21 protein-coding genes are annotated in these 23,937 nt (G+C 43.7%); 10 read left to right on the forward strand and 11 right to left on the reverse strand.

What is annotated here, in order from left to right:
• Positions 1-85 precede the first annotated feature (85 nt).
• From ACNPNW_RS12835 to ACNPNW_RS12850, 4 genes are all read right to left on the reverse strand, one after another.
• The gene (locus ACNPNW_RS12835; protein WP_085064856.1) at positions 86-529 is read right to left on the reverse strand and encodes a copper resistance protein NlpE N-terminal domain-containing protein; all 444 of its coding nucleotides are present in this window, start codon (positions 527-529) and stop codon (positions 86-88) included.
• Between the two features lie 78 nt (positions 530-607).
• A complete protein-coding gene (locus ACNPNW_RS12840; RefSeq protein ID WP_085064855.1) occupies positions 608-1,873 on the reverse strand; it encodes a serine hydrolase domain-containing protein in 1,266 nt (421 codons plus the stop codon).
• A 59-nt stretch (positions 1,874-1,932) separates the two neighbouring features.
• The gene (locus ACNPNW_RS12845; protein ID WP_004645431.1) at positions 1,933-2,787 is read right to left on the reverse strand and encodes a MaoC family dehydratase; all 855 of its coding nucleotides are present in this window, start codon (positions 2,785-2,787) and stop codon (positions 1,933-1,935) included.
• Positions 2,788-2,944: 157 nt separating this feature from the next.
• Positions 2,945-4,336: a 3-oxoacyl-ACP reductase gene (locus ACNPNW_RS12850; protein WP_085064854.1), complete on the reverse strand. Its 1,392-nt coding sequence runs from the start codon at positions 4,334-4,336 to the stop codon at positions 2,945-2,947.
• Positions 4,337-4,576: 240 nt separating this feature from the next.
• On the opposite strand from ACNPNW_RS12850, the gene ACNPNW_RS12855 reads away from it, so the two are divergent.
• The gene (locus ACNPNW_RS12855; protein ID WP_448767017.1) at positions 4,577-6,094 is read left to right on the forward strand and encodes an acetyl-CoA C-acetyltransferase; all 1,518 of its coding nucleotides are present in this window, start codon (positions 4,577-4,579) and stop codon (positions 6,092-6,094) included.
• Between the two features lie 54 nt (positions 6,095-6,148).
• On the opposite strand, the gene ACNPNW_RS12860 is transcribed toward ACNPNW_RS12855, so the two are convergent.
• Together ACNPNW_RS12860 and ACNPNW_RS12865 are read right to left on the reverse strand one after the other, a co-directional pair.
• Positions 6,149-8,332 carry an LVIVD repeat-containing protein gene (locus ACNPNW_RS12860; RefSeq protein WP_085064291.1) on the reverse strand — a complete coding sequence of 728 codons (2,184 nt, stop codon included), beginning with the start codon at positions 8,330-8,332 and terminating at the stop codon, positions 6,149-6,151.
• A 163-nt stretch (positions 8,333-8,495) separates the two neighbouring features.
• Positions 8,496-8,945 (reverse strand): AceI family chlorhexidine efflux PACE transporter, encoded by a 450-nt coding sequence (locus ACNPNW_RS12865; protein ID WP_005252200.1) that lies wholly within the window; start codon positions 8,943-8,945, stop codon positions 8,496-8,498.
• Positions 8,946-9,043: 98 nt separating this feature from the next.
• On the opposite strand from ACNPNW_RS12865, the gene aceR reads away from it, so the two are divergent.
• The 4 genes from aceR (at position 9,044) to ACNPNW_RS12885 (ending at position 13,021) form a co-directional block, all read left to right on the forward strand.
• Positions 9,044-9,934, forward strand: a complete 891-nt coding sequence (aceR, locus tag ACNPNW_RS12870; RefSeq protein ID WP_005263303.1) for an HTH-type transcriptional regulator AceR — start codon at positions 9,044-9,046, stop codon at positions 9,932-9,934.
• Between the two features lie 89 nt (positions 9,935-10,023).
• The gene (gene tal / locus ACNPNW_RS12875) at positions 10,024-11,001 is read left to right on the forward strand and encodes a transaldolase (RefSeq protein ID WP_085064292.1); all 978 of its coding nucleotides are present in this window, start codon (positions 10,024-10,026) and stop codon (positions 10,999-11,001) included.
• Positions 11,002-11,076: 75 nt separating this feature from the next.
• Positions 11,077-11,736, forward strand: coding sequence for a leucine efflux protein LeuE (leuE, locus tag ACNPNW_RS12880; protein ID WP_085064293.1), 660 nt, complete (start codon positions 11,077-11,079; stop codon positions 11,734-11,736).
• 109 nt (positions 11,737-11,845) lie between these two features.
• Entirely contained in the window at positions 11,846-13,021 is a 1,176-nt protein-coding gene (locus ACNPNW_RS12885) for a benzoate/H(+) symporter BenE family transporter (RefSeq protein WP_085064304.1), read from the forward strand.
• 39 nt (positions 13,022-13,060) lie between these two features.
• On the opposite strand, the gene ACNPNW_RS12890 is transcribed toward ACNPNW_RS12885, so the two are convergent.
• Together ACNPNW_RS12890 and ACNPNW_RS12895 are read right to left on the reverse strand one after the other, a co-directional pair.
• Entirely contained in the window at positions 13,061-13,405 is a 345-nt protein-coding gene (locus ACNPNW_RS12890) for an SMR family transporter (RefSeq protein ID WP_005106592.1), read from the reverse strand.
• 90 nt (positions 13,406-13,495) lie between these two features.
• Positions 13,496-14,482, reverse strand: a complete 987-nt coding sequence (locus ACNPNW_RS12895) for an alpha/beta hydrolase (RefSeq protein WP_044109514.1) — start codon at positions 14,480-14,482, stop codon at positions 13,496-13,498.
• Positions 14,483-14,748: 266 nt separating this feature from the next.
• Between ACNPNW_RS12895 and ACNPNW_RS12900 the strand changes: the two genes are divergently transcribed.
• Both ACNPNW_RS12900 and ACNPNW_RS12905 read left to right on the forward strand, forming a co-directional pair.
• Positions 14,749-15,192, forward strand: coding sequence for a universal stress protein (locus ACNPNW_RS12900; protein WP_004278834.1), 444 nt, complete (start codon positions 14,749-14,751; stop codon positions 15,190-15,192).
• A 133-nt stretch (positions 15,193-15,325) separates the two neighbouring features.
• Positions 15,326-15,772, forward strand: a complete 447-nt coding sequence (locus ACNPNW_RS12905) for a universal stress protein (RefSeq protein ID WP_004278835.1) — start codon at positions 15,326-15,328, stop codon at positions 15,770-15,772.
• A gap of 33 nt (positions 15,773-15,805) precedes the next feature.
• Here the strand turns inward: ACNPNW_RS12905 and ACNPNW_RS12910 are convergent, their stop codons facing one another.
• Both ACNPNW_RS12910 and pepN read right to left on the reverse strand, forming a co-directional pair.
• The gene (locus ACNPNW_RS12910) at positions 15,806-16,015 is read right to left on the reverse strand and encodes a hypothetical protein (protein ID WP_004278836.1); all 210 of its coding nucleotides are present in this window, start codon (positions 16,013-16,015) and stop codon (positions 15,806-15,808) included.
• 208 nt (positions 16,016-16,223) lie between these two features.
• Positions 16,224-18,830 carry an aminopeptidase N gene (gene pepN / locus ACNPNW_RS12915; protein WP_448767035.1) on the reverse strand — a complete coding sequence of 869 codons (2,607 nt, stop codon included), beginning with the start codon at positions 18,828-18,830 and terminating at the stop codon, positions 16,224-16,226.
• A gap of 361 nt (positions 18,831-19,191) precedes the next feature.
• Between pepN and ACNPNW_RS12920 the strand changes: the two genes are divergently transcribed.
• The 3 genes from ACNPNW_RS12920 (at position 19,192) to thiM (ending at position 21,651) form a co-directional block, all read left to right on the forward strand.
• Positions 19,192-19,449: a hypothetical protein gene (locus ACNPNW_RS12920; RefSeq protein ID WP_085064295.1), complete on the forward strand. Its 258-nt coding sequence runs from the start codon at positions 19,192-19,194 to the stop codon at positions 19,447-19,449.
• A gap of 161 nt (positions 19,450-19,610) precedes the next feature.
• Positions 19,611-20,771 carry a hypothetical protein gene (locus ACNPNW_RS12925; RefSeq protein ID WP_085064296.1) on the forward strand — a complete coding sequence of 387 codons (1,161 nt, stop codon included), beginning with the start codon at positions 19,611-19,613 and terminating at the stop codon, positions 20,769-20,771.
• A gap of 31 nt (positions 20,772-20,802) precedes the next feature.
• The gene (thiM, locus tag ACNPNW_RS12930; protein ID WP_448767018.1) at positions 20,803-21,651 is read left to right on the forward strand and encodes a hydroxyethylthiazole kinase; all 849 of its coding nucleotides are present in this window, start codon (positions 20,803-20,805) and stop codon (positions 21,649-21,651) included.
• Between the two features lie 571 nt (positions 21,652-22,222).
• Here thiM and ACNPNW_RS12935 read toward each other — a convergent pair.
• Entirely contained in the window at positions 22,223-23,746 is a 1,524-nt protein-coding gene (locus ACNPNW_RS12935; RefSeq protein ID WP_005247303.1) for a TerC family protein, read from the reverse strand.
• Between the last annotated feature and the right edge of the window lie 191 nt (positions 23,747-23,937).

The raw sequence follows: 23,937 nt of genomic DNA on the forward strand, positions 1-23,937 counted from the left end.
TGAAATGAATGCCGGTTTATAAAGAATAAAAATCCCTTGATCAAAATCATTGAAAAAGGGATATAAAACAGATGCTTTTTTAAAATTAGACGGATTCAAACAGGATAAAGTCACTTTGCATCTGGTAGCGTTTGCCTGTTTGATCTTCACGAATTTCCAGAACATGCTTTTTCAGATCGACATAGAGCAGATTTCGGGTATCGACATTCAGTAGTTCAATCTTTTGTTGTGATTCATCCTGAAACCGAATCTGCCCGCTCATCGTTTCAATTTCATTATGACCACTCAAACTTTCACGCTGTAAAGTAAAGGTCTGATCTTCATTCAAGGTCAAAGCCACTGCTATGCCTGGACAATCTTCACAACTTGAAAAGCATCCCATACATGGCGTTGTACCCTGATAACTCCCAACCCAGGCAGGAATCTGAGCTTTGGCTTCAATCACCGTATGTGCAGCCGGCTGATTCGGCTCCTGACATCCGAACAACGCACTGCTTGCGACCAGAGGAATCACCAGCACTTTTTTCATTACTTCACACCACAGCCATGGACTGCGCGACAAAATAACATATTTAGCTGACGGGCTAAACTCCCAAATCAGGGATATTTAGCGCCAGCCTTTGCGCCCGGTCAGTACCGCATCCGCACAGCGCAATGTTTCCTGCGTCAGCCCCCAAAGACGGTAGTCTCCGGTCAATGAACCTGTAGGAAAGTTATGTGTATAGGCAAAACTTAAACCGCGCTCAGGATCACACCAGGCGCCAGAGCCATTAAAGCCCATATGACCAAAACCTTTAGAGGCTTTTCCTAAAGTGAGAACACGGTGGTAACCCAAGCGCCAGTGCATCGGTAAAGGCATGACCCGATCTCTTGTTTTGTATTGCACCTGACTCAGTCGCTGGAATACCTCCTGCGAGATCAGTTGCTGTCCTTGCCATTCACCACGACTGGCCAGCATGGCATAGATTTTTGCCAAACTCTCTGCGGTAAATACTCCATTGGCAGACGGAATAATCGCTTGTAGACCCTGTTCACTAAAGAAACTAAATTTCTTCATGCCTTTGGGAATCATGGCATCCTGAAAATCCTGTGGACTCTGACCACTCCATACCAAGGCTCGTTCCATCAGGTTTGGTTGCCTTGGCACAGTTTTTATCGCAGTCTGTGTTTGAGACTTGGCGGCTTTAGGCTTTAAAATAGGTAAGGCCACCCGAGCTAACTCATGCGTCGGTACGCTAAAATAAGCACCATTTAATTGTAATGGCTGTACCAGATATTCCTGCATCAGTGCACCCAGTTTTTTACCAGTCGCTTTTTCTAATACCCCACCCACCTGCCAGCCAAAGGTTAGCGGTTGATAAGCTGCATCCGTAGCAACCTGAAACCGTGGTTCTGCTGCCGCAATCCGGTCTAGCATATGCGACCAGTCAGCCATTTCAGTGGCATCATCAATGAGATTGCGGATATCAAACAATCCACTTTGATGACTGAGCATATGCGCCAGAGTAATATTTTCTTTACCCTTTTGTGCAAATTCAGACCAGTATTCTGCAACCGGTCGATCATAATCCAGATAACCTTGACTGACCAGAATATGCGCCAAAGTCGCCAGCACACCTTTACCTGTGGAATAACACAGCGACATGGTATCCGGTTGCCAGTTTTCAGTGACAGACTTTTTACCGGTATAAATATCGACGACCTTTTGTCCCTCAAAATATACCACCAGTGCGGCACCACCCTGTTCGGTACGTGCATCCTGCAAACGGCTAAACTGACGGGCAAGGTCACTGAAACGCTCATCGACATTGCCCTGATAATTATGCTGATCAGCAAACAGATAATCTTTAATTGGCTGCATCATTCTATCCATAGAATATTGATCCCTTAAAATGAAAAAGCCTAAATCGGGTTTAGGCTTTTGATTCAGATTTAAATTGCTTTGATATGGCCGGTGACGTGTGGTTTTTGATTTTTACTGCTTCGTATCAGAAAATCTGTATCATTGGCTGCCTGTGCCGTCAGGAACTCAACTTTAGATGGCAAGTACATCGGCAACTTGAACCAGACATCAGCTTCATAAGCATCTGGCAATGACAGATTCGCCAGTGCTTTGGCCTTGCTCCACATACCATGTGCAATCGCCTGTTTAAAACCAAAAGCTTTCGCTGTGACTGCATGAATATGGATCAAGTTAAAGTCGCCTGAGGTCATGGCATAACGACGACCCGTATTCTCCGAGATGTTCCATTCATTATTGAGTATATATTCTGGCGCTTGGCTTTCTGCAGGTTTTGCAGCAGCTTTAGCATTGGTCTTTTGACGTGACAGATAAGTCGTCAATGCTTCAACTACGACCTCGCCTCCCACTTTGACTGTAGTAATGAAATCAAACTGCACGCCTTTATCGTGCGGCTGCAATTCGCCAAATTTGCATGATAGGGTCAAGGTTTCATTGACGCCAATTTTACGGTATTGCTTCACTTGGTTACGGATATGTACCAAGCCCAAGATCGGAAATGGAAATGCTTCTGAAGTCATCATGTGCATTTGCAGACTTTGTGAAAGCACCGTCAGATAGATTGCTGGAATATAACCATTATTTTTAAAACCGCAGACTTCATTATAAGCTTTCAAATGTTTTTGATCGACCTTGAATGAATCCACCACATATTCAACTTGCGGTAGAACTTTTTCAGCTTTCGGCTTTTTAAAAATCAAGCCCTGAATCACTTTTGGATAGGCTAAATAAGGTTTTGGAAGTTGACTAAAATGGCGCGTATTCATACTGAACCTTTAAAATATTCTTTTCATTTATATATGAGTGGAGTTCTCTCTCCCTTTGGGAGAGAGTTAGAGAGAGGGCTAAAAAAAGCCCCTAATCTCCCTCTCCTAAATCCTCCCTCTGAGCTTCAATAAAAGCGCAAGAGAGAATTTGAATGCTTTAAGCCCCTAAAAGACTTTGACCACATACACGTATCACGTTGCCATTTAAACCTGTTGATGCAGTAGCAGCAAACATTGCAATCGTTTCTGCAACATCGACAGGTAGACCGCCTTGACTCATCGAATTCATACGGCGGCCCGCTTCACGGATCGCAAATGGAATCGCAGCCGTCATTTGTGTTTCGATAAAGCCCGGTGCAACGGCATTAATGGTTATACCATTTTTTAAAGTTGGTGCTGTGAATTTCACCACACCAATCACACCCGCTTTAGACGCTGCATAGTTGGTTTGACCCAGGTTACCTGCAATGCCTGAAATTGAGGATACACAGATAATACGACCATTGGCATTTAGACCATCGTTGGAGATTAAATAGTCATTTACACGTTCAATCGCAGACAGGTTGATGTTAATCACCAGATCCCATAGCTCAGGCTTCATATTGGCCAAAGTCTTGTCACGGGTAATACCGGCATTGTGCACAATAATGTCCAGACCACCCTGCTCAGCTGCTGCCGCTTTGATTTTCTCACCTGCATCTGCAGCAGTAATATCAATAGCTAAAGTTGAACCGCCAATTTCACCGGCTACACGATCAAGGTCCGCTTGCTGCTGCGGAACATCCAGACAGATGACATGTGCACCATCACGTGCCAATACATGAGCAATCGCTTCACCAATACCACGGCTCGCACCGGTTACTACAGCAGTTTTGCCTGCTAATGGTTTAGTCCAGTCTACGTCTACTTTTTCAGCAGGTGAAACACGAATCACCTGACCAGAAACATAGGCAGAACGTGGAGAAACTGCAAAACGTAAAGCAGACTCAAGGTTTGCTTCTGCACCAGCATCTACATAGATCAGGTTCGCTGCAATTCCCTTTTTAAACTCTTTACCAACAGATTTTACAAAACCTTCCAGTGCACGTTGAGCGATTGACTGACTGACTGATTTAGCAGTTTCAGGCGTAGTCCCTACAATCACGACACGGCCAGAACTTTGGATTTGACGCGCAATCGGGTTAAAGAAATCATAAAGTGATTTTAACTGTTCTGAATTTTCGATCCCTGAAGCATCAAAAATAACGACCTTGAATTTTGATTCTTTATCGCCCGGGTTAAATGCACCCAGATTCAGCCCAGATGCTGCAGCCGCCTGTTGCAACTCAGCATTATTACCTGCATAGCTGTTGGCATGAATATTTGCCAGAACCTGAGCAATAGCACCCGTCAATGGACTTGCTGGTGCTGCGCCCAATAATACTGCGCCTTTTACCACCGGCGTAGCAGACTCAAAACGGTCTAAAGAAGTTGGGGATGGCAAACCCAAATTTTTAATGACAAATTTACCAATAGGAGATTTTGCAAAAGTTTGGTACTGATCAGTCATGTTTATTATCTCTCATACAAATTAATTTTTGGTTGATCTAAAGTTACCCTTAAACTTCAATATGATGCCAGACACATATATTTCAATAGATCCGCCAGATTCCGCCCAATCATACTTGAGATAATAGGCAGATGACTTGACCTGAGCGCAGTCTGTAATGTCATTGTAGTCAATACAGCCTATCCTCTTCTATGCTAATGTAAACACCAAGAAGACGATCTATTTGCCTGGTAAAGCCTTATGAGCAAAACAACTCAAGAAAATCCAGCAGTCGAGAACTCTGCGACAGAAACTGTGTCAAAACCATCAACGCGCACCAAGCGTAGCACTAAAAATACTGACACAGCCACTGGGACAGAAAAAAGTCCGACTAAAACCTCGCGTACACAGAGCACACCTGCCCGTGCCAAAAATACGACTTCATCTGAAAAAGATTTAATCTCTACAACACAGACTTCTGTTCTACAGGAACCAAACATGAGCCAAAATACAGTTCGCCGCGTTGCGATTATCGGTGGTAACCGCATTCCATTTGCACGTTCTAATGGTGCTTACTTTACGGCATCCAATACTGACATGTTTACAGCAACCCTGAACGGCCTAGTTGAACGCTTTAATCTGCAAGGTCAACGCTTAGGTGAAGTGGTTGCGGGTGCAGTACTGAAACACAGCCGTGACTTCAATATGACCCGTGAATGTGTACTAAATACTGCCCTTGCACCTGAAACGCCTGCTTATGACATCCAGCAGGCATGTGGTACCGGTTTGCAAGCGGCATTTCTTGTTGCCAACAAGATTGCTTTAGGTCAAATCGAAGTGGGCATTGCAGGTGGTGTAGATACAACTTCCGATGCGCCGATTGCTTTTGGTGATGGTTTACGTAAAGCACTGCTTGAGCTAAACATTGCGAAAACTGCAAAAGACCGTCTGAAAGCACTGACCAAAATCAATGTGAAAGACCTGATGGATGCACCAAAAAATGGTGAACCGCGTACAGGTCTGTCTATGGGTGATCATCAGGCAATTACCACACTGGAATGGGGTATTTCCCGTGAAGCGCAAGATGAGCTAGCTGCATCTTCACACCAGAAAATGGCTGCAGCATACGAAGAAGGTTTCTTTGATGACCTGATCACGCCATTCCTGGGTCTTAAGCGTGATAACAACCTGCGCCCAGACTCTTCAGTTGAGAAGCTGGCAAAACTTAAACCTGCTTTTGGTAAAGGTGATGCACGTACCATGACAGCAGGTAACTCTACGCCACTGACAGATGGTGCTTCTTGTGTACTGCTCGCTTCTGAAGAATGGGCGAAGGCAAATGGCCATGAAGTGCTAGCTTACCTGACTTTCCAGGAAACTGCCGCAGTTGATTTTGTCGAGAAAAAAGAAGGTCTGTTGATGGCGCCTGCATATGCCGTACCACGCATGCTTGAGCGTGCAGGTCTGAAACTGCAAGACTTCGACTATTATGAAATTCATGAAGCTTTTGCATCTCAAGTATTGTCTACGCTGAAAGCTTGGGAAGATCCAAAATTCTGTAAAGAGCGTTTAGGTCTGGATGCACCTTTAGGTTCAATTGACCGTGCCAAACTGAACGTAAAAGGCTCTTCACTTGCTGCCGGTCACCCGTTTGCAGCAACTGGTGGTCGTATCATTGCGACAGCAGCAAAACTGATTAACCAGAAAGGTTCAGGCCGCGTACTGGTGTCGATCTGTGCAGCCGGTGGTCAAGGTGTGACGGCAATTATTGAAAAATAATCCGTTGACCGATCCAATTAAAAAGCCCCTCAATTGAGGGGCTTTTTTTATGTTTTAGGGATTTGTTATTGGATTATTTTTAAAATATTCATCTACTTTATTCCATGGTGCAGTCGATGCCACACCTTTTACCATATTCTGGTTCACACCCTGACAAAGCGCGCTGTCGGGTGTTAGGTGGAAAGCATTCACATTTGGGTCCATATAAGGAATTGAGCCTGGACGGCGCTGGAAATAGAAGTTTAACCAATCGACCATAGCTTCAAAGCCATAATTCGACATGGCCCAGGCACTATTATGCCCGCCCCAATGATGACCAAATTCATGTGCAATAATTCGATAACCAGATAATGTGTAATGGCCATAGAATAACCAAGTATCTACTCCTAATACTGCTCCACCACCTAAACCACCACCCATATTGGTAATGCCAAGATTAATTTCATTGCGGTTAAGAATTTCCCGATAGATCCGGACATAATCTTCTGGCTGAAAGAAACCATTCGGCCCTTCTACCTGACCATCATTGCCAAAAAAATCGTGTCCCATGACCGCTTTATGGTTAAACCATAAGGTTTCAAATTCTGGAGTACTGAGCATATAGGCCAGATTGGTCATCATCATGACCCATTCCCGGGCATAGACCGGCGTAATACGACACCATTTATTCGGTTCATCATAGGTACCAAAATAAATTTTCCATTTGGCTTTAATCTGATTCAGCTTTTTGACGTGCTCATCGGTCTCAGAGCTAATTTTCAGATCAAAAACATTGCTTGGGTTTTGCGTGGTCTGACTCAGACCTGCGAGCTGGATCGAGCCTGTGCCATCAAGCAACGGGAAACGGGATTGATCGGTCAACTTGAGACCAAAATTTGCCTTCGAAAATGGCGTCAACTGATCCAGCTTAGCCAGAATCACCCAGTCTTCTGAGTTTTTAATCTTGGCACGAATCTGCAAATCACGTACAGGCACAGCACTGTAGCTTTGCAAATGCAGGCGGTTGCCATTTAGAGTTGCCGATAAAATCTTGTCCATATAGACATGACGCTGGCTGCTATTGGTCAAGGTTTCCCATGATTCACCATCCTGCAAGACACGGCTTCTCTCGCGTGCCTGAGATTCGGTTAAAATCATAGCTTGGTTTAGCTGTGTGGATTTATTCTGTTGCAAGGTCAGCATTGGCAGAATATGAATTTTCTGATTGGCCATGTGTAATAGATTCTGACCATAAATATAAAGATCGCTGGCCTTGGCCAGTCGACTGCTCTGGTTTTGCCCTTTTAAAATATAATCTCGGAAAGTATCTACACTTTTATTGGGTAAGATAGACTCCAAGTTAAAAGATTTTTCCCGGTAGCTTTTTACAGTTCCATCATTTCGTGACACATAGACCAAGCCATCGTTATGACGATGCATGACTGCCGACAAATTGGTTTCTGTTAAAATGGGCGTAATATTATTTCCATTTTCCTGAATCTGATTGATATCGTGGACATAAGTCATACCATCCGGCAGGCTGGTATACAGATAGTCGCCCATGACCTCCATACGTGCATTACAGTTGCGTGCACAGCCCGGCAAGCTGAGCCGTGCAAATTTGCGGGCCTTTAAATGGTTTTGCGCTGTCACATCACTTTGACGCCAGACATTGATCCGGCCTTCAATATCAGGTACATACACATAACGGTCGTCAGCAGTCACTGCATTGCTATGTACCAGCGAATAATTAAGCGCATCGCCCCACCACACACCTGTACCGAGTGCCATAATGAAGCTCGGCTGTTCACCACTAATATCTAGAATATCAATTCGGTTCGAGCCATAATTGGCCACATATAAACGCCCTGCATGAATTTCCAGATCATTCAGGCTGTCCCATTTTTTGGCCAGACCCGAAATTTTCATAGGATCAATCGCACTGAGTGCACGTTTTTGTTTTAAGTCATAACGTAAAATATTCGATTCGGCCTGACTATTGGCAATATAAAGGACATCGCCATTTACCACCATGGCGGTGGGATTCCAGGTTTTCAGACCGAAATTCCCTGCTGTTAATTCTGAACCCACATCCAGAACCTTAAATTCCGCAATTTTGCTCAGTTGCTCACCCGAACCGGGGGGTGTCACTGGATCCGGCAGCGTCTGCTGTGGCGTACTGCTCTCACCTCCTCCACCCCCACAACCCCACATCAGCAACACGATGGACACTGACAAGATCGCTCGTCTAAATAGCATTGAATTCCCCAATAAATTTTAAAATTAAAATAAAAAATCAATGTCTTATAGCTTAATTTTCAGTTGGGTTCGAGCATAAAAAATGAGGACTTGATCAAGTCCTCATCGCTGAATATTTCACCTTTCGCATTCTGAAAAGGGAGTCTGAACTGTGTGGTATTTTTTATGGCTTATTTGATGATGAGATTTTCCGATAATCCGGCTCTTGCCCCAGTCTGGCTTCTAGATGATCATAAATCCACTGGAAAATAAAGGTATACACCAAGATACAAAGGGTCAAAGCCAAATCCAGCAGAAAGGCCTGAGCCAGACTCATGTGCAAGGCATAAGCCACCATCGGAATGGTCGCCAGCATCAAACCGCCTTCAAAGCCAATTGCATGGGCAATCCGCACTTTAATGGTTCTTTTCAAACGATGTTTTGCTTCAAATTTTTCAAAATAATGATTAAACAGCATGTTCCAGAGTACTGAAGTCACGGCCATAGCAATCCCGAGTGCACCGGTGACCTCAAGCGGCATATGCATCAATGTACTTAGCAGGACAGCGATCACGACCAGTAAAATGCCTTCATATAAAGCTGCATGAATCAACCTTCTTTTGGAAATTAACATATCAAATCAGCTCAATTCATTACATGATGCAAGAATTTTATTTCTTTAAATCTGACTATTCGAGTTAGAATCTATCAGTAAAAATGAAAGATAAAATTATGAATGTTAATCAGGAACAGCTGCTGATGTTTAAAACTGTGATGGAAACCGGTTCTTTCTCTGCAGCTGCCCGTCAACTGGGTAAAGTACCTTCCGCAGTCAGCATGGCCATTGCCAATCTGGAAATTGACCTGAATCTGGAACTGTTTCAGCGTATAGGTCGTGAACCGAAACCAACTGCACAAGCGCAGGTATTGTATGAAAAAACCCAGCAGCTACTGGTAGAAATGAACCAGTGGAAACAGCATGCTCAAGCCCTAAGTTCAGGCTTGGAATCTGAATTGAATATTGTGGTAGTTTCAGAATTGCTGCATACGCGCTGGACCGATTATATTGTGTTGCTAGAACAGGAATTTCCTGCACTGCAAGTCAATGTATTCAGTGCACCTCAGGAAGATGCACATCGTATGCTGTTTGAAGGTTCAGCGCAGCTAGCCTTGATGTTTGAACGCGAACAACTGGAAACACGGGAACAGTTTGTGGAATTGAAACGTGAGGTACTGGTGGCTGTAGTCGCCAAACAGCATCCCCTAAGTCAGTTCGATCAAGTCAGTTATGAACAGATTTTGCAAAACAGGCAGATTGTGGTGGCCAGTCGGGATCGCACCATCAAGCCGGAACTACTCTTTTCACGAAATTACTGGCGCACCGACAACCACCACTCGGCTTGCAGCATGATTCAGCAAGGACTGGGCTGGGGGGTTCTGCCACTCGAAATGCTGAATGAGCAGCCACATTTGCAAGATCAGTTACAGGTTCTCAACCTGCTCGATTTCACCCCAAAGTTTGAATATTTTGTTGATCTGGTCTGGAGCAGAGAAACCCGATTAGGCACAGCTGCTCATTTTTTGATTAATCACTTGCGCAAACAACGTAAAACCGGGCATTAATCACAGAAATTCAACGACAGTCTACTTGGTAAACCGGCCATTTATGATATATAAGAAAGCATAAGCAATAACCATAGAACTAGATCGTAATGACATTAACTGCATTAAACCAATTAAAAAACTTGACGATCATTGTGGCAGACAGCAGTGATTTGAGTGCCATTGAAAAATTTCGTCCGCTTGATGCAACCACCAATCCATCGCTGATTACTGCAGCAGCAAAACAACCTGAAAATCAGGCCTTGATTGAAGCTGCTTTTCAGCAAGCCCAGCAAGAAGGCTATGCAGATGACGCTCTGATTGAACGGACTATTGATATTTTAACGGTCAAATTTGGTGTAGAAATCTTAAAACTGATTGAAGGTCGTGTTTCAACGGAAGTCGATGCTTCGCTGTCCTTTAATACTGAAGCTACCATTGCCAAAGCCAAAGAGTTACTGGCACTTTATGCGCAATATGGAATTGACTCAGACCGCATTCTGATCAAGATCGCGTCTACCTGGGAAGGCATTCAGGCAGCGAAAGCACTGGAAGAACAAGGCATTCATACCAATCTGACTTTATTGTTTGGTCAGCATCAGGCCCATGCCTGTGCTGATGCCAAAGTAACATTAATCTCGCCTTTTGTCGGCCGTATTCTGGACTGGTACAAAAAAGCTGAAGGCGTTGAGTCTTACCCGATTGAAAAAGATCCGGGTGTACTTTCGGTTAAGCGTATTTATGAATTTTATAAAGCGCATGGTATTCAGACTGAAATCATGGGTGCCAGCTTCCGCAGTATTGATCAGGTTCTAGGCTTGAGCGGCTGTGACCTGCTCACGGTAGCACCAAACCTGCTGGCCGAACTGGAAAATGATCAGCGTGAAGTGCAGGCCCAACTCTCAGCCAAAGATATTAAAGTTCAAGGTGAACTCAGCCCAATCAGCCCTGCCGATTTTGAAGCACAACTGAAACAGGATCCGATGGCCAGTGAATTATTGCAAGGCGGCATTGACGGTTTCATTAAAGCCCGTGAGCAACTGGCTGCTTTATTACGTGAAACTTTCCTGAGTACCACTGAGATTTAAAGAAAATTTAGCAAATTTCTCCAAGCCGATGTTGCTATAATGCCGCATCGGCTTTTTTGTTCATGCGAGTTTTTCGTGTTTGGTATCACAGATCTAACGACCTTTATCATTGGAACCACGTTGATTGTGCTACTGCCCGGGCCGAATTCCCTGTATGTCATGTCGATTGCTTCGCGCTTTGGGATTAAGACGGGATATATGGGTGCCTTGGGGGTTTATACGGGCGATCTGATCCTGATTATATGTACAGCATTGGGAGCAGCTTCTTTACTGCATGCCTTTCCGGTACTGTTTATTGCACTGAAAGTTATTGGAGCGATCTATCTCAGTTACTTGGGTATCAAGCTAATCATTGCGGCCTACCAGACTTTCTTTCCGGAAAAGTCATCACAACGCGTCCAGATTAAAAAGACGACTCCAGATACGGTAGAATCTGTTCAGCCCTTTCGTGCAGCGCTCACAATCAGTATTTTAAATCCCAAAGCGATTCTGTTTTATCTGTCTTTTTTTGTGCAGTTTGTCGATCCTGCCTATCCTTATCCAGCCCTGACATTCACGCTTCTGGCTGTAATCTTGCAATTGATCAGTATGACCTATCTTTCAATCCTGATTTTTTCTGGTGTAAAACTGGCGTCCTATTTCAACCAAAATTATAAAGTGACTGCCAGCTGTGTCGCAGCGGTCGGGATCCTGTTTTGCGGTTTTGGCCTTAAACTGGCGACTTCAACTTTCTAGCAATGATCGGCTTCAAACCAGTAGACCTTTGGATAAAATTGTTAAAAACATTGTGTTGATACGTGAAAAGCGTATGATTTAAACGCATTTAAAAATAGTGTCATGGATGATGCCAAAACTTTTACAAGATCTCTCCTTTCCTGCCGTCATGGCCGGTTTTATTACCTGCATGATTGGTATTAGTGTTTCCGCCGTACTGGTCATTGAAGCCGCTCAAAGCCTAGGTGCTAATCAGGCACAAATTAGCTCCTGGTTATGGGCACTGGGTATAGGTATTGGAGTTTCTGGATTTTTGCTTTCCTGGAAATATCGTTATCCGATTTCAACCGCCTGGTCGACTGCCGGTCTGGCACTGGTCATTGCTTCTGCCGGTCACTATAGTCTGGGTGAAGCAATTGGCGCTTTTCTGATTTCTGGCATCCTGATTGCCTGTCTGGGATTTTTTGGAATTTTCGAGCGAATTTTCCAGTTTATTCCACAAAGTTTGACCAGTGCCATGCTGGCAGGTGTTTTATTAAAATTTGGCATCTCGGTCTTTGGCAGTCTGCAACAGTCCTGGGAATTCGTGCTTTGTGTACTGGCGATTTATCTGGTTTCCAAAAAACTGAGTACGCGCTATAGCATCGTGATTACCGTGTTAATGGCTATTGCCCTCTGTCCGTTCTTTATTAATTTTACTATTCCGCAGCTGAACTGGAGTATTGCCCAGCCGGTATGGATTACACCTGAATTTAGCCTGCAAGCTGTTTTAGGACTGGCCTTACCTTTAATGGTGATTAATCTGGCATCGCAATACCTGCCTGGCTTGGCCGTCATCAAAAGTTATGGTTATCCGCCGAAAGTAAATTCTATTCTAGGCTGGACGGGTATTACACAGACGATGCTGGCGCCCTTTGGCTGTTTTAGTGTCAATCTTGCCGCAATCAGTGCGGCGGTCAGCCTGGATGTCCAAGCGCATCCTGATCCGGCCAAACGTTATATTGCCGGTATGAGCTGCGGCCTGTTTTATATCCTGATGGGTTTTTTTGCTGCGACCTTGACCAGTGTACTAATGGCTTTTCCGGGGATTCTGATTACAGTATTGGCAGGCATTGCCCTGTTTGGCACCATTGGCCACAATATCGCGCTGGCTTTTCAGGACAGTCATGACCGTGAAGCAGCACTGATGACATTCCTGTTTAGTGCCTCTAATATTCAGTTTTTCGGTATTGGTTCAGCTTTCTGGGGACTGCTACTTGGTTTGACGGTTTATTTGCTGTTTAAGCTTAAACCGCAAGTGGCGTAAGCTTATTGTAGAAATGAGGCAATTACTTTTGCTGCCTTTTTAATGCCCGGCAGTTTGGGAAAACAGGTTAATCACCACCACACCGGAAATGATCAGTGCAATCCCGATAAAAGCGGGCACATCCAGCGCCTGCTTAAAGATTACATAGCCTACGATTGCCGTAAGAACGATGCCTACTCCCGCCCAGATCGCATATGCAATGCCTAAGGGGATTACTTTAATGACCTGAGACAGCAAATAAAACGCAATACAGAATAAAACGACTACCGCCAGAGATGGCCATAATCGGGTAAAGCCTTCTGACTTCACCAAAAATGTTGATCCAGTCACTTCGGCAATAATAGCCAACGCCAACAACAAATATGCCCATGAGACAGGATTCATTTTTTAAACTCCAAACTATTTTTCAATGATTGCTGTCGGGACGATCTGACATGATCAACCTTGAGAGATTCATTTTGCACCGTTTTCTCTTCAAGGTGAAAGCTGATGTAAAAAATCCAGGGTTTTGACAAAGGTTTGCTGACTTTCCTTTTTTCCCATAAAAAACTGATATTCATGAATGAGCCAGGCCTTAGACTCTGGATAAAATATTTCAGTCACAGCAACCTGCTGTTCCTTCAAAGCTTTTACAAATGGTAGTGACTGAGTATCGGTCAAAAAATCCTTATTCCCACCACTGATCAGGACAGGTGGATAAGACGGCGTAATATACTGAATCGGAGAAATCTGCTTTAAAAATGCGGCATCATGTTTACGCTCGCCGGTATAAGCCTGAATCAGGTTAAAGACACCCCATTCGATAATTTTCATTTCTTCAGGTGCTTTGCTGGCAAATGCTTCCAAGTCATAAATTCCACAATGCAAGATTAAACCTTTAAGCTGAGCAGGTTGCAGATGAGGCTGAATACCAGATTGGTCGGCAAATACAGGATTGGTCAAAAGCGCGGCGTAATGGCTGGCCATATTCGCCCCGGCAGAATCTCCGGCCAGATATAAGTTCTGGGCATCGATTTGGTAGGTGTCTGCATAGGTATCGAGAAATTCAAGTGCCTGATTGATCTGGTGTAACTGGCTTGGATAGGTCGCTTGTGGCGCAAACTGATATTGCACGGATACCACATTATAGCCCTGTGCCGCCAGCAGCTTGAAATAACCCCGTGCATGTTCTTTAGAACCTGAAATCCAGCCGCCGCCATGAATCCAGACAATGGTCGGTCTTGGTCCAATACTGGCAATATTCTGCGGCTGATACAGATCCAGAGATAATTTCTGCTGTGGCGCATAGGTAATATTTTGCTGGACGATAACCGCACCAGGCGCATAACGATCCATCACTTTTTGCTGCAAGCCTGTGGTCAGGTTAAAAGCACCGGCAATGACTTTACTGTTCTGTGCGGTCTGACAGCCGGAAAGAATAACTGAACCTATGAGCAAAAGATGAATGGCAAAAAACCTCAAAACTGTCCCCTATACATGATCTAAAAACAGGCTACGGCAGTTTAAACCATCCTGCTGTAAACGAGGACTATTCATCCTCTTATTTTTGATCATTAAAACTGTAAATCCGAGTTTTTTACTCTGTTTTTTTTATCACTTTTACATGAAAAATATTTGTAATTTAATGAGTTTTTTCAATTTTACCGCTTTTTTGCAATTGCACCCGCCACAGCACTGTGCTATCAATAAACCAAGCCTAAAAATCAGACAACCTGCGGAGAAAAGCCATGGCCTATCAACATATTTTAGTCCCAGTGGACGGTTCAGAAATTTCCTTTTCTGCAGTACGACATGCTGCCAAAATTGCCAAGGCATTCGGTAGTCAGCTTTCCCTGATCAGCCTGATCGCAGAAGATCCTTTTACCGAGGCTGATTTTTATTACAGCTCCTCTATCATGAAGGAATATTTTATCGAGGCACATGCCAATGCCAAAAAGGCCCTGAAAGAAGCCACTGCCATCGCAGCCGGTGAAGGTATTGAAGCGCAATCCCGCATTGTCACAGGTTTAGTCAATGCAGAGCATATTGCTGAAACCGCGGGTGAAGTGAAAGCAGACCTGATTGTTATGGGTTCTCATGGCCGTAAAGGCTTCCAGAAAATGATTCTGGGCAGCTTTGCACAAGATGTATTGGGTGCGAGTGAAATTCCCGTACTGATCGTGAAAAAATAATCCTGACGCTGCGCATCTTCAAGATGCGCAGTACTTGCTACTTTACATTTGAACCTCTAGCAAAACATGCTGTGGAGATTTACTCGCTCAAACCACCCCCCGCTTACTGCAATAATAAATATGAGGAAGCACCATGAATAACTATGATCATCTTCTCGTAGCACTCGATGAGTCCTCGATTTCCTATGCTGCCGCAGATCACGCCCTGGAACTGGCCAAAGTATTTCATAGCCATGTCACTTTACTCAGTGTGATTGCGGTAGATCCCTTTAAGGGCGTAGATTTTTACAAAGTTGCTCCAGCAGTCACAGATTACTTTATGCATGCAGAACAAAATGCACTTGATCGTTTAAATGAACTGAAACTGAACTTTGTTCGTGATGGCATCCAGGTGACGACAAAAATCCTGCATGGCATGGCACCGTCAGAAGGCATTATGCAGGCTGCAAATGAATCCCCGACCGATATGATCATTATGGGTTCACATGGTCGTAAAGGTCTGCAAAAACTTATGCTGGGCAGTGTCGCTCAAAATGTTCTGGCACTTTCCTCTATTCCAGTACTCATCGTCAGACAATAAGATGCTTGATCAAAGCCTGTATGATGCAGGCTTTTAGCGAAGTTTTTGATTTAACTCACTTAAGAAAATTTCAGCATCAAGCTGGCTTTGAAATACTTTTTTGTATTCTCCGACCTGCTGAATGGAATGCGGCGTATATTGAATGGAGATTTCAAGTAAGCCATTTTCAGGATTCTTGCTGACATGTACGGCAATAATATGCTGGCTATTTAAATAAAAACCATCTTCAATTTTCACTAACATATCTTGGACAACCTCTAGTAAGCGAATCTGTAGATCCCTTTACCTAGCTTACAGCTTAATAAACAAATACTCTTTTCCATATAATCATACTGTAACACCCTTTGATACTTAACTCGGCCTTTAGGGAAATTCAACTGTATTTAAAGACAGCATTTGAAAAGTAAAAAAAACCGGATCAGGTCGATCCGGTTTTTTATGAATATTGATGTTATACGCTGAGCATACTATTGAGTGTCTCAGACACATTTTTAGATTTAACCAGTGGCTTTAAGGTTTCAAGCTGTGCTTTCACTTCACTGCGTTGCGGTTCTGCCAAGGTATACCAGCGTGACAATACCTGTAGCAAACGTGAGCCTACAATCGGATTTTTCTCGTCCAGATATTTTGCCAGTCCAATAAAATGCTGCACGCCAAAGCTCCAGGTATTGACCGGATTAGCATTCAGCCCCCCGCTCACTGCACGGATACGGTTAGGCACAGCCAGATCATAATCCGGATGCTGGGTCAGATACGCAATCGTTGCATCCGTTGCTTTTGGATGTGCTGCCTGAACCATAAACCATTGGTCTAAAGACAAGGCTTCATCTTCAAAGCGGCTATAGAAATCTGCCAAAGCTTCTTCTGCTTGTGGTGCATCATTCCAGACCAAGACTTTCAGCGCACCCAAACGTTCAGACATATTCCCCGTGTGATATTGCTCATAGGCCAAGTCAAAGGCAAATGCATCTCCCTGACGAGCCATCATCGTCAGCATAATATTTCTTAAAGCACGCACACCCATCGCTTGTGAGAATTCAGATTGCAGATCAGGATCCAGATTAAGATAAGTTTCTTTCGCTGTTTCTCCAAAAGCACGTGCCAAGGTATGCAGCAAAGCCTCACGCTTTTCCTGAATCATGACCGGATTATAATCCTGATCAATACGGCTACCTAAATAACCTTCCGACGGTACATCAAACAGACGTGATGCCAACAGCGGATCTTTCTCAATCACATCCGGCAAGGTATTGAGCATAGCCTCGATATAAATTTCTGCAGGCTGGTCATCCAGCAAGATACGCTCGAGTAAGGTCTGAGTTGCTTGCCACTGGTTAAAACCATTGGTCTCGTATTGCAACAGGAAAGCCAGTTCTTTTTCTGAATAGTCAAAGTCCAGATTCACTGGTGCAGAGAAATTACGCAGCAAGGACACCACCGGTTTTGCTGTCACACCGCTAAATTCAATCGTGGCTTCATTCTGATCAAACAGATACACGCCATCTTTGACGCCATTTTCAAAGAGTGCCTCAGAGTTCAGCGTTAGCTGCTCACCGGTTTCAGCATCAAACAATGCCAAAGCCACTGGAATTGGAACTGCTTTCAGATTCGGGTATTTGGCATGCGGTTTCAGGCTTTGCTTAAAGCTGAGGCGATAGATTTGGGTCTCTACATCATATTCAGCTTTTGCTTGAAGTTTAGGCGTACCCGGCTGGTTATACCAGGTCAGGAAATTTGAAAGATCCACACCTGAACCTGCTGTTAGTGCAGCCACCCAATCCTCAACCGTTACCGCCTGACCATCATGACGGCGGAAATATTCATCGGTTCCCTGACGGAATTTTTCCTTGCCAAGCAAGGTCGCCATCATGCGGTTAATTTCCGCACCTTTTTCATAAACGGTGGCGGTATAGAAGTTGTTAATTTCTACAAAATGATCCGGACGCGGTGGATGTGACAATGGGCCTGAATCTTCCGGGAACTGATGTGCTTTCAGAACTGCCACATCATCAATACGCTGTACTGCAGCCGACTGTAAATCTTCCGAGAAAGACTGATCACGGAATACGGTCAAGCCTTCTTTCAGACACAACTGGAACCAGTCACGACAGGTAATCCGGTTACCAGTCCAGTTATGGAAATATTCATGCGCAATGACTGACTGCACTCGCATGATAGCAGCATCAGTGGTGTACTCTTCATCGGCCAGCACACATGAAGTATTGAAGATATTCAGACCTTTATTTTCCATGGCACCCATGTTGAATGCACTGGTCGCCACGATCATGTAGTTATCCAGATCATAAGGCAGACCATAATGCTCCTCATCCCAGCGCATGGAATGTTTGAGCGCTTCCATGGCGATCTTGCATTTTGGAATATCTTTTTCTTCTGCGTAGATTTCCAGAGCTACATTGCGGCCTTCCGATGTGACATAGGAATCTTTCATCACTGCCAAATCACCAATGACACAGGCGAACAAATAGCTCGGTTTCTTGGTCGGATCCTGCCACACGGCATAGTGACGATTGGCATCGACTTCACCTGTTTCCAGCAGGTTACCATTTGCAAGCAAAACCGGATATTTCTTGTCTGCTTCGACACGCGTCGTAAAGACCGACAACACATCTGGACGGTCTGGATAGAAAGTAATTTTACGGAACCCTTCTGGTTCATTTTGGGTCACAAACAGATCTGAACTGGCCTGATACAAACCTTCCAGCATCGTATTACTTTCAGGGTGGATTTTAACCACAATTTCAAGCAACACTTGATCAGGTGCATTGGCAATCACCAGTTGTTCAGCATCCAAGTGGTAGTCACTGGCATTCAGGGTTTGACCATTTAACTTAATCGATTGCAGCTCTAGATCGCGGCCAAGCAGAACCAGATCGCCAGCAGTTTGGCGCTGCATCTCCAGCTTGCTGCTGACCAGACTGTGGTCACTATAGACTTGAATATTCAGGTCGATGGAATCAACAATAAAGGAAGGTTTTTGATAGTCTTTTAAATAAATGGTTTGATCCGCTTCGATCACCGGGTTTGCCGCAATATTCATGTCCTGTCCTAATCTTTTATCGTATTCGACATTGTTCATGTCAAAATCATACGCCAAGTTTTAAACGCTGTCTGTGCATTTGTATTGTTAGATCTAATATGGGCATTTCGTGCACCACTTTCAATGCATTCTGCCTAATTGAGCAGCACTCGGCTCTACATAAGAAATATCTGTGCCATAAAAACAGTCAGAATCATAATTTCTTACATTTTCATAAATCACTGATTTAAAAATATATAATTTTATTTGCAGCGTACCGCATAAATACAGATTAAAAAATGAGCACACTTCTTGCTAAAGTTAAACTGTGTTTTTCCACACTTCCAATGAAAGAATAATGATAACGATGATGAGGTGAGCCATGTATTTAAAACAGCATGTTGTACGGATCGTAAATATCAAAACTTTGCAAACCCTGGATCAGGCCAATATTGACCATAAAGTGATTGCACTGTTGATGAGCTGTGAAGGCATTCCGCTTCAGGCCCATGAAGTGACTGCCATTCTCAACACCTACGATGCACTCGGTGCCAAAAAAGTGCCCTCTAAAAAGGTTCAGGCCTTAATTCATGCTAAACATCGCGGCGAGGAGGACGACACATTACCCTGCCCGGTTTAAAAAGCGTCATTTTATGTTTTTAAAATCAGAGCTACTTCGGTAGCTCTTCTCCTGTTTGGGTGACTATTTTTGATTTAGAAAAATTGCACCAGTCCACTACGTTTGCATCTCATCAGCCGTGTATAATCAAATGCCCGTCCATTCTAGAGTTGCTCGCGACCATGGTATTCAGTGTTCTGCAAAAACAGCTTGATGAAAGTACCCACTGCCCGCTGTGTAAGGCATCGATGTATTGGATTGAGGCAGAGCAATATGATCAGGAACTGAACTATCATGAATGCAGTCATTGCCAGCATCAGCTTTATTCCGATCAAAAGCACAATTGTTATTGTGAACACTGTCTGGCGCAGCGTAAACGAATGCTCAAGGAAGTCCGTTTACAGGAAAACCGTCAATATCATAAAAAACAGGATCGGCCGGTTCTTGAGCTGAATCAGCTCAGTTTTATCAATAAACTGTTTTTACTTGCGATTCTGGATGAACAGGTGCAGGAATATAGCCAGCATCGTGAATATATTGACTGGCATCAAATTCGATATTATTCCATCAGTCCCAACTATCTGTTCCAACATGGTCTGGTAAAAAGCCTGATCCGGGATCAGGTTCTGATTCCCAAAGATCTCCAGCAGGAAAATCAGCATTATTATATTAATGTGCGACTGGATGGTTATTCTGAACCGACCCTGTTCAGTATCACCCAGCAGCTGCGCAACTGGTTTTATCAAAACCTGAGCCAAGGTGTGCCCTTTAAAAGTGCAGATGAAGTCAAAGATGCACTCTATTGCCTGCTATATGAAGAAATCATTCAGTTTGCCCAATTCTATTGCCGTAGCTGGAATGTGCAGATTGCCGGAAATCAGAGCTTTCAGACTTTTTGCTATCGTCTTTTGGATGTATTGGCTGTGGGACAGATTTATTATCTGGTACAAACAGGACTGGAATATCTGTACAAACAAAAAGCCCTCAAGCCTCGCAATGAAAACTTTATTAATACCAATCTGCTGAAAAAAACCTTGCAGCAGTACCGCGAACGTTCAGTTACAGAAAAATGGGAAACCTCTACCCTGCCGCGTCCACCGCAACTGGCATTCAGCAAGATGAGCGAAATCCTGTTTTATCGGTTTTTGGGCTATGATGAAAATATCTTCTTTCAGCCAGTATGGCGTTCGTGGCACAAGATCGAACCCCGCCTGAAATTTTATTCCCAGAAACGTTGTATGCACTGCGGCTCACAGGAACTGTCGGTGGATTATGATGCCAGTGACTATGTCAGCCTGTTCTGTCGTAGCTGCAAGCATCAAGACCATTATTTTACCCGCTGACCGAATACAACGAATCTTTCTCCTATTCTAAATGACCACGATGACTACTTCGATGCAAGCATTACAGCAAACACTTCTGGACCAGATCTGTGAAGCCTGGTTGAAACTTCAGCAACAGCAACCCCTGGTGCATATCATGACCAATACGGTGGCCAGCAACTATGTCGCCAATATTGTACTGGCTGCACATGCTTCTCCGGCCATGATCGACAATCCTTTTGAAGCTGAAAGTTTTGCCAAGATTGCAGCAGCAATCAGTCTGAATCTGGGTACACCGACGACAGAGCAGGTTCAGGCGATGCAGCTTGCTGCGAAAACTGCACATCAATTGCAAAAACCGTGGGTGCTTGATCCGGTCGGTTATGGAACAGTTCTGCGCTGGCGTTCTGGCGTCGTAGATCAGTTGATGCATTCCCAGCCTACGATTTTACGAGGCAATGCTTCTGAAATTGGTGCTTTGGCTGGCAAGCAGATCGAGTCCAAGGGTGTAGACAGCACAGTAGACAGTGCGGATGTTTATTTACAGGCGCGAAGTTTGCTGGATCATTGTGAATGCATCGCAATCTCCGGTGAATCTGATTACATTATTTCGAAAGACTATCCTGTGATACAGGTGTCAGGCGGTTCTGCTTTACAGCCCCGAATCACGGCGATGGGATGTGCACTCGGGGCACTAATTGCTGCCTATAGTGCAGTAACGTCCCCAGCCCTTGCTGCATTAACGGCACATGTACATTTTGCAATTGCCGGTCAATTGGCATTTGAACGTGCGCAACAGTTAGGCAGTTTTAATGTCGCCTTTCTGGATGAAATCCACCAACTCAATACTGAAACAATCCGAAAATACGCCAACTTTAAGATTCTGCCAGAATCCATTTAGTTTACTGGTCGCTTCACAGGGTGTTTGTTCTCCTGAATAGATAAACGCCCCTATTTAGATTGATCCTGCCCATTTGCTCTATTGATCTCCTTAGAAATGTTTTGTCTAGCTCTTTCGGAGATCATTTTTGAGTAGTTTTATTCTGAACTGAGTAGGCTTCATACAACTTATCTAATGATTTCCACACAAACGATTTCCATTTTACTTAAGATCTGTTTGCATCATGCAAATCTAGTTCATGTGAATTGTAGTTCAATTTTTTGTCAGTATTTAAATATGACTTTTAAGTTTTGATTAACAGGTTACATGAATCAATATTTGATGCTTGATCATGCTTATTTTCGATTGCTGACTTGACTTTTTCGGCTTCAAAATCTCACTGCAATATCCGGATATTCAGCTCAATCGGGAACATGACTAATAGTATGAATAAACTGATAAAAATCAGTTTAAACGAAGGCTCATATTATTTTAATGAGCCACATTCAACAGACATGCATTAAAAAAGCCAGCTGCCACTAAAGCAACTGACTTTTAGAATTTGAACAAATAACGTGTTTAAAACACCTGTTTAACCTACGTAATGAATGCTGACCGACTTGATACGATTGCTTTCAATTTCAGTGACTTTGAACTGCACACCTTGATAATTTAACTCGGTGCCCACTTCAACCGTACTGTTGGTTTTATCCAGAATCAAACCCGCCACACTGATATAACCGGCATCTTCATCAATCAGATCAATCATGCCAAGCTCAAGCTCAAGCTGATAAAGATCTAACATGCCCGATGCAATCCAGTGCGTATCATCGATTTTAACTAGATCTAGCTGTTCGTCTGCATCCGGGAATTCACCAGCAATTGCTTCAAATACATCTAGCGGTGAAATCAGACCCTGTACATTACCAAACTCGTCACTCACCAAGACCAAAGAACCTTTAGAAGTACGCAAGGTATTAATCGCGTCAATAACTTTCATCTTTTCAAAGATATAAATTGGGCGATGACGTTTAATCAGTGCTTTTAATTCTTCCGGCTCTTCCAGTACATCCAATAATTCTTTGGCACGTACTACGCTAATCACCTTATCTAGGCTACCGCGACATACCGGGAACAGACTGTGTGGAACAGACAGAATTTTTTCACGGATCTGTTCTGGGCTATCTTCCAGATCAACCCATGAAATCTGACCGCGCGGCGTCATGATCGAAGCGACTGAACGCTCTGCAAGGGTAAGCACCCCACCAATCATATAGCGTTCTTCATCTGCAAAGGTTTCTTGTGCCTGATTATTTTGACTGTCGGTCGTCTCTAGCTTGCCACCCATTAACTTCAGGATCGAGTCAGCCGTACGATGACGCAAAGGAATCTTGGATTCATGTTTAGCAGCATTACGCTGACCGAACTGGTTGAATGCTTCGATTATGATCGCAACACCAATACCTGAATAGATATAGCCTTTTGGAATATGGAAACCAAAACCTTCTGCAATCAGGCTGATACCAATCAAAAGTAGGAAGCTTAAACACAGAATCACCACGGTTGGATGGCGATTCACAAAGTTGGTCAATGGTTTCGATGCCAGTAGCATCACGCCCATTGCGACAATCATGGCAGCCATCATGACATAAATATTGTCGACCATACCAATGGCGGTAATCACTGAATCTAAAGAGAAAACAGCATCTAAAACAACAATCTGTGCAACAACAGCAGTGAAACTTGCATATACCACATTGGTAGACACTGTGACTTCAGGTTTACCTTCAATCTTTTCATGCAGCTCAGTAACGGCCTTATACACCAGGAACAAGCCACCAAATAACAAGATCAGGTCCCGACCGGAGAAGGTCCAGTCAAACACAGTAATCAATGGTTGTGTCAAAGTGACCAACCAGGCAATGGCAAATAACAGGCCTAGACGCATGAATAATGCGAGAGACAAACCAATAACACGTGCTTTATCGCGTTGTTCAGGAGGAAGTTTTTCAGCCAGAATGGCAATGAAGACTAGGTTATCAATACCTAAAACAATTTCAAGAATAATAAGAGTAATTAAACCTACCCAGATTCCGGGATCTAATAAAAATTCCATTAGAGAATGACCCCGTTCGAGTAAGCTAGAAATAGAGATGGAAGATCAACGCACGGCGAGGGATCCATTAAAATTTAACCTATGCAACTTAAGACTATTCCATTATGCATAAACTGAGTATTTTGTAATGTATTAATTTACAAAAAAATTACATGATCATGATTTTATTGAGACTTTTATGATCAACTGAT

This window comes from Acinetobacter endophylla, assembly GCF_053543775.1.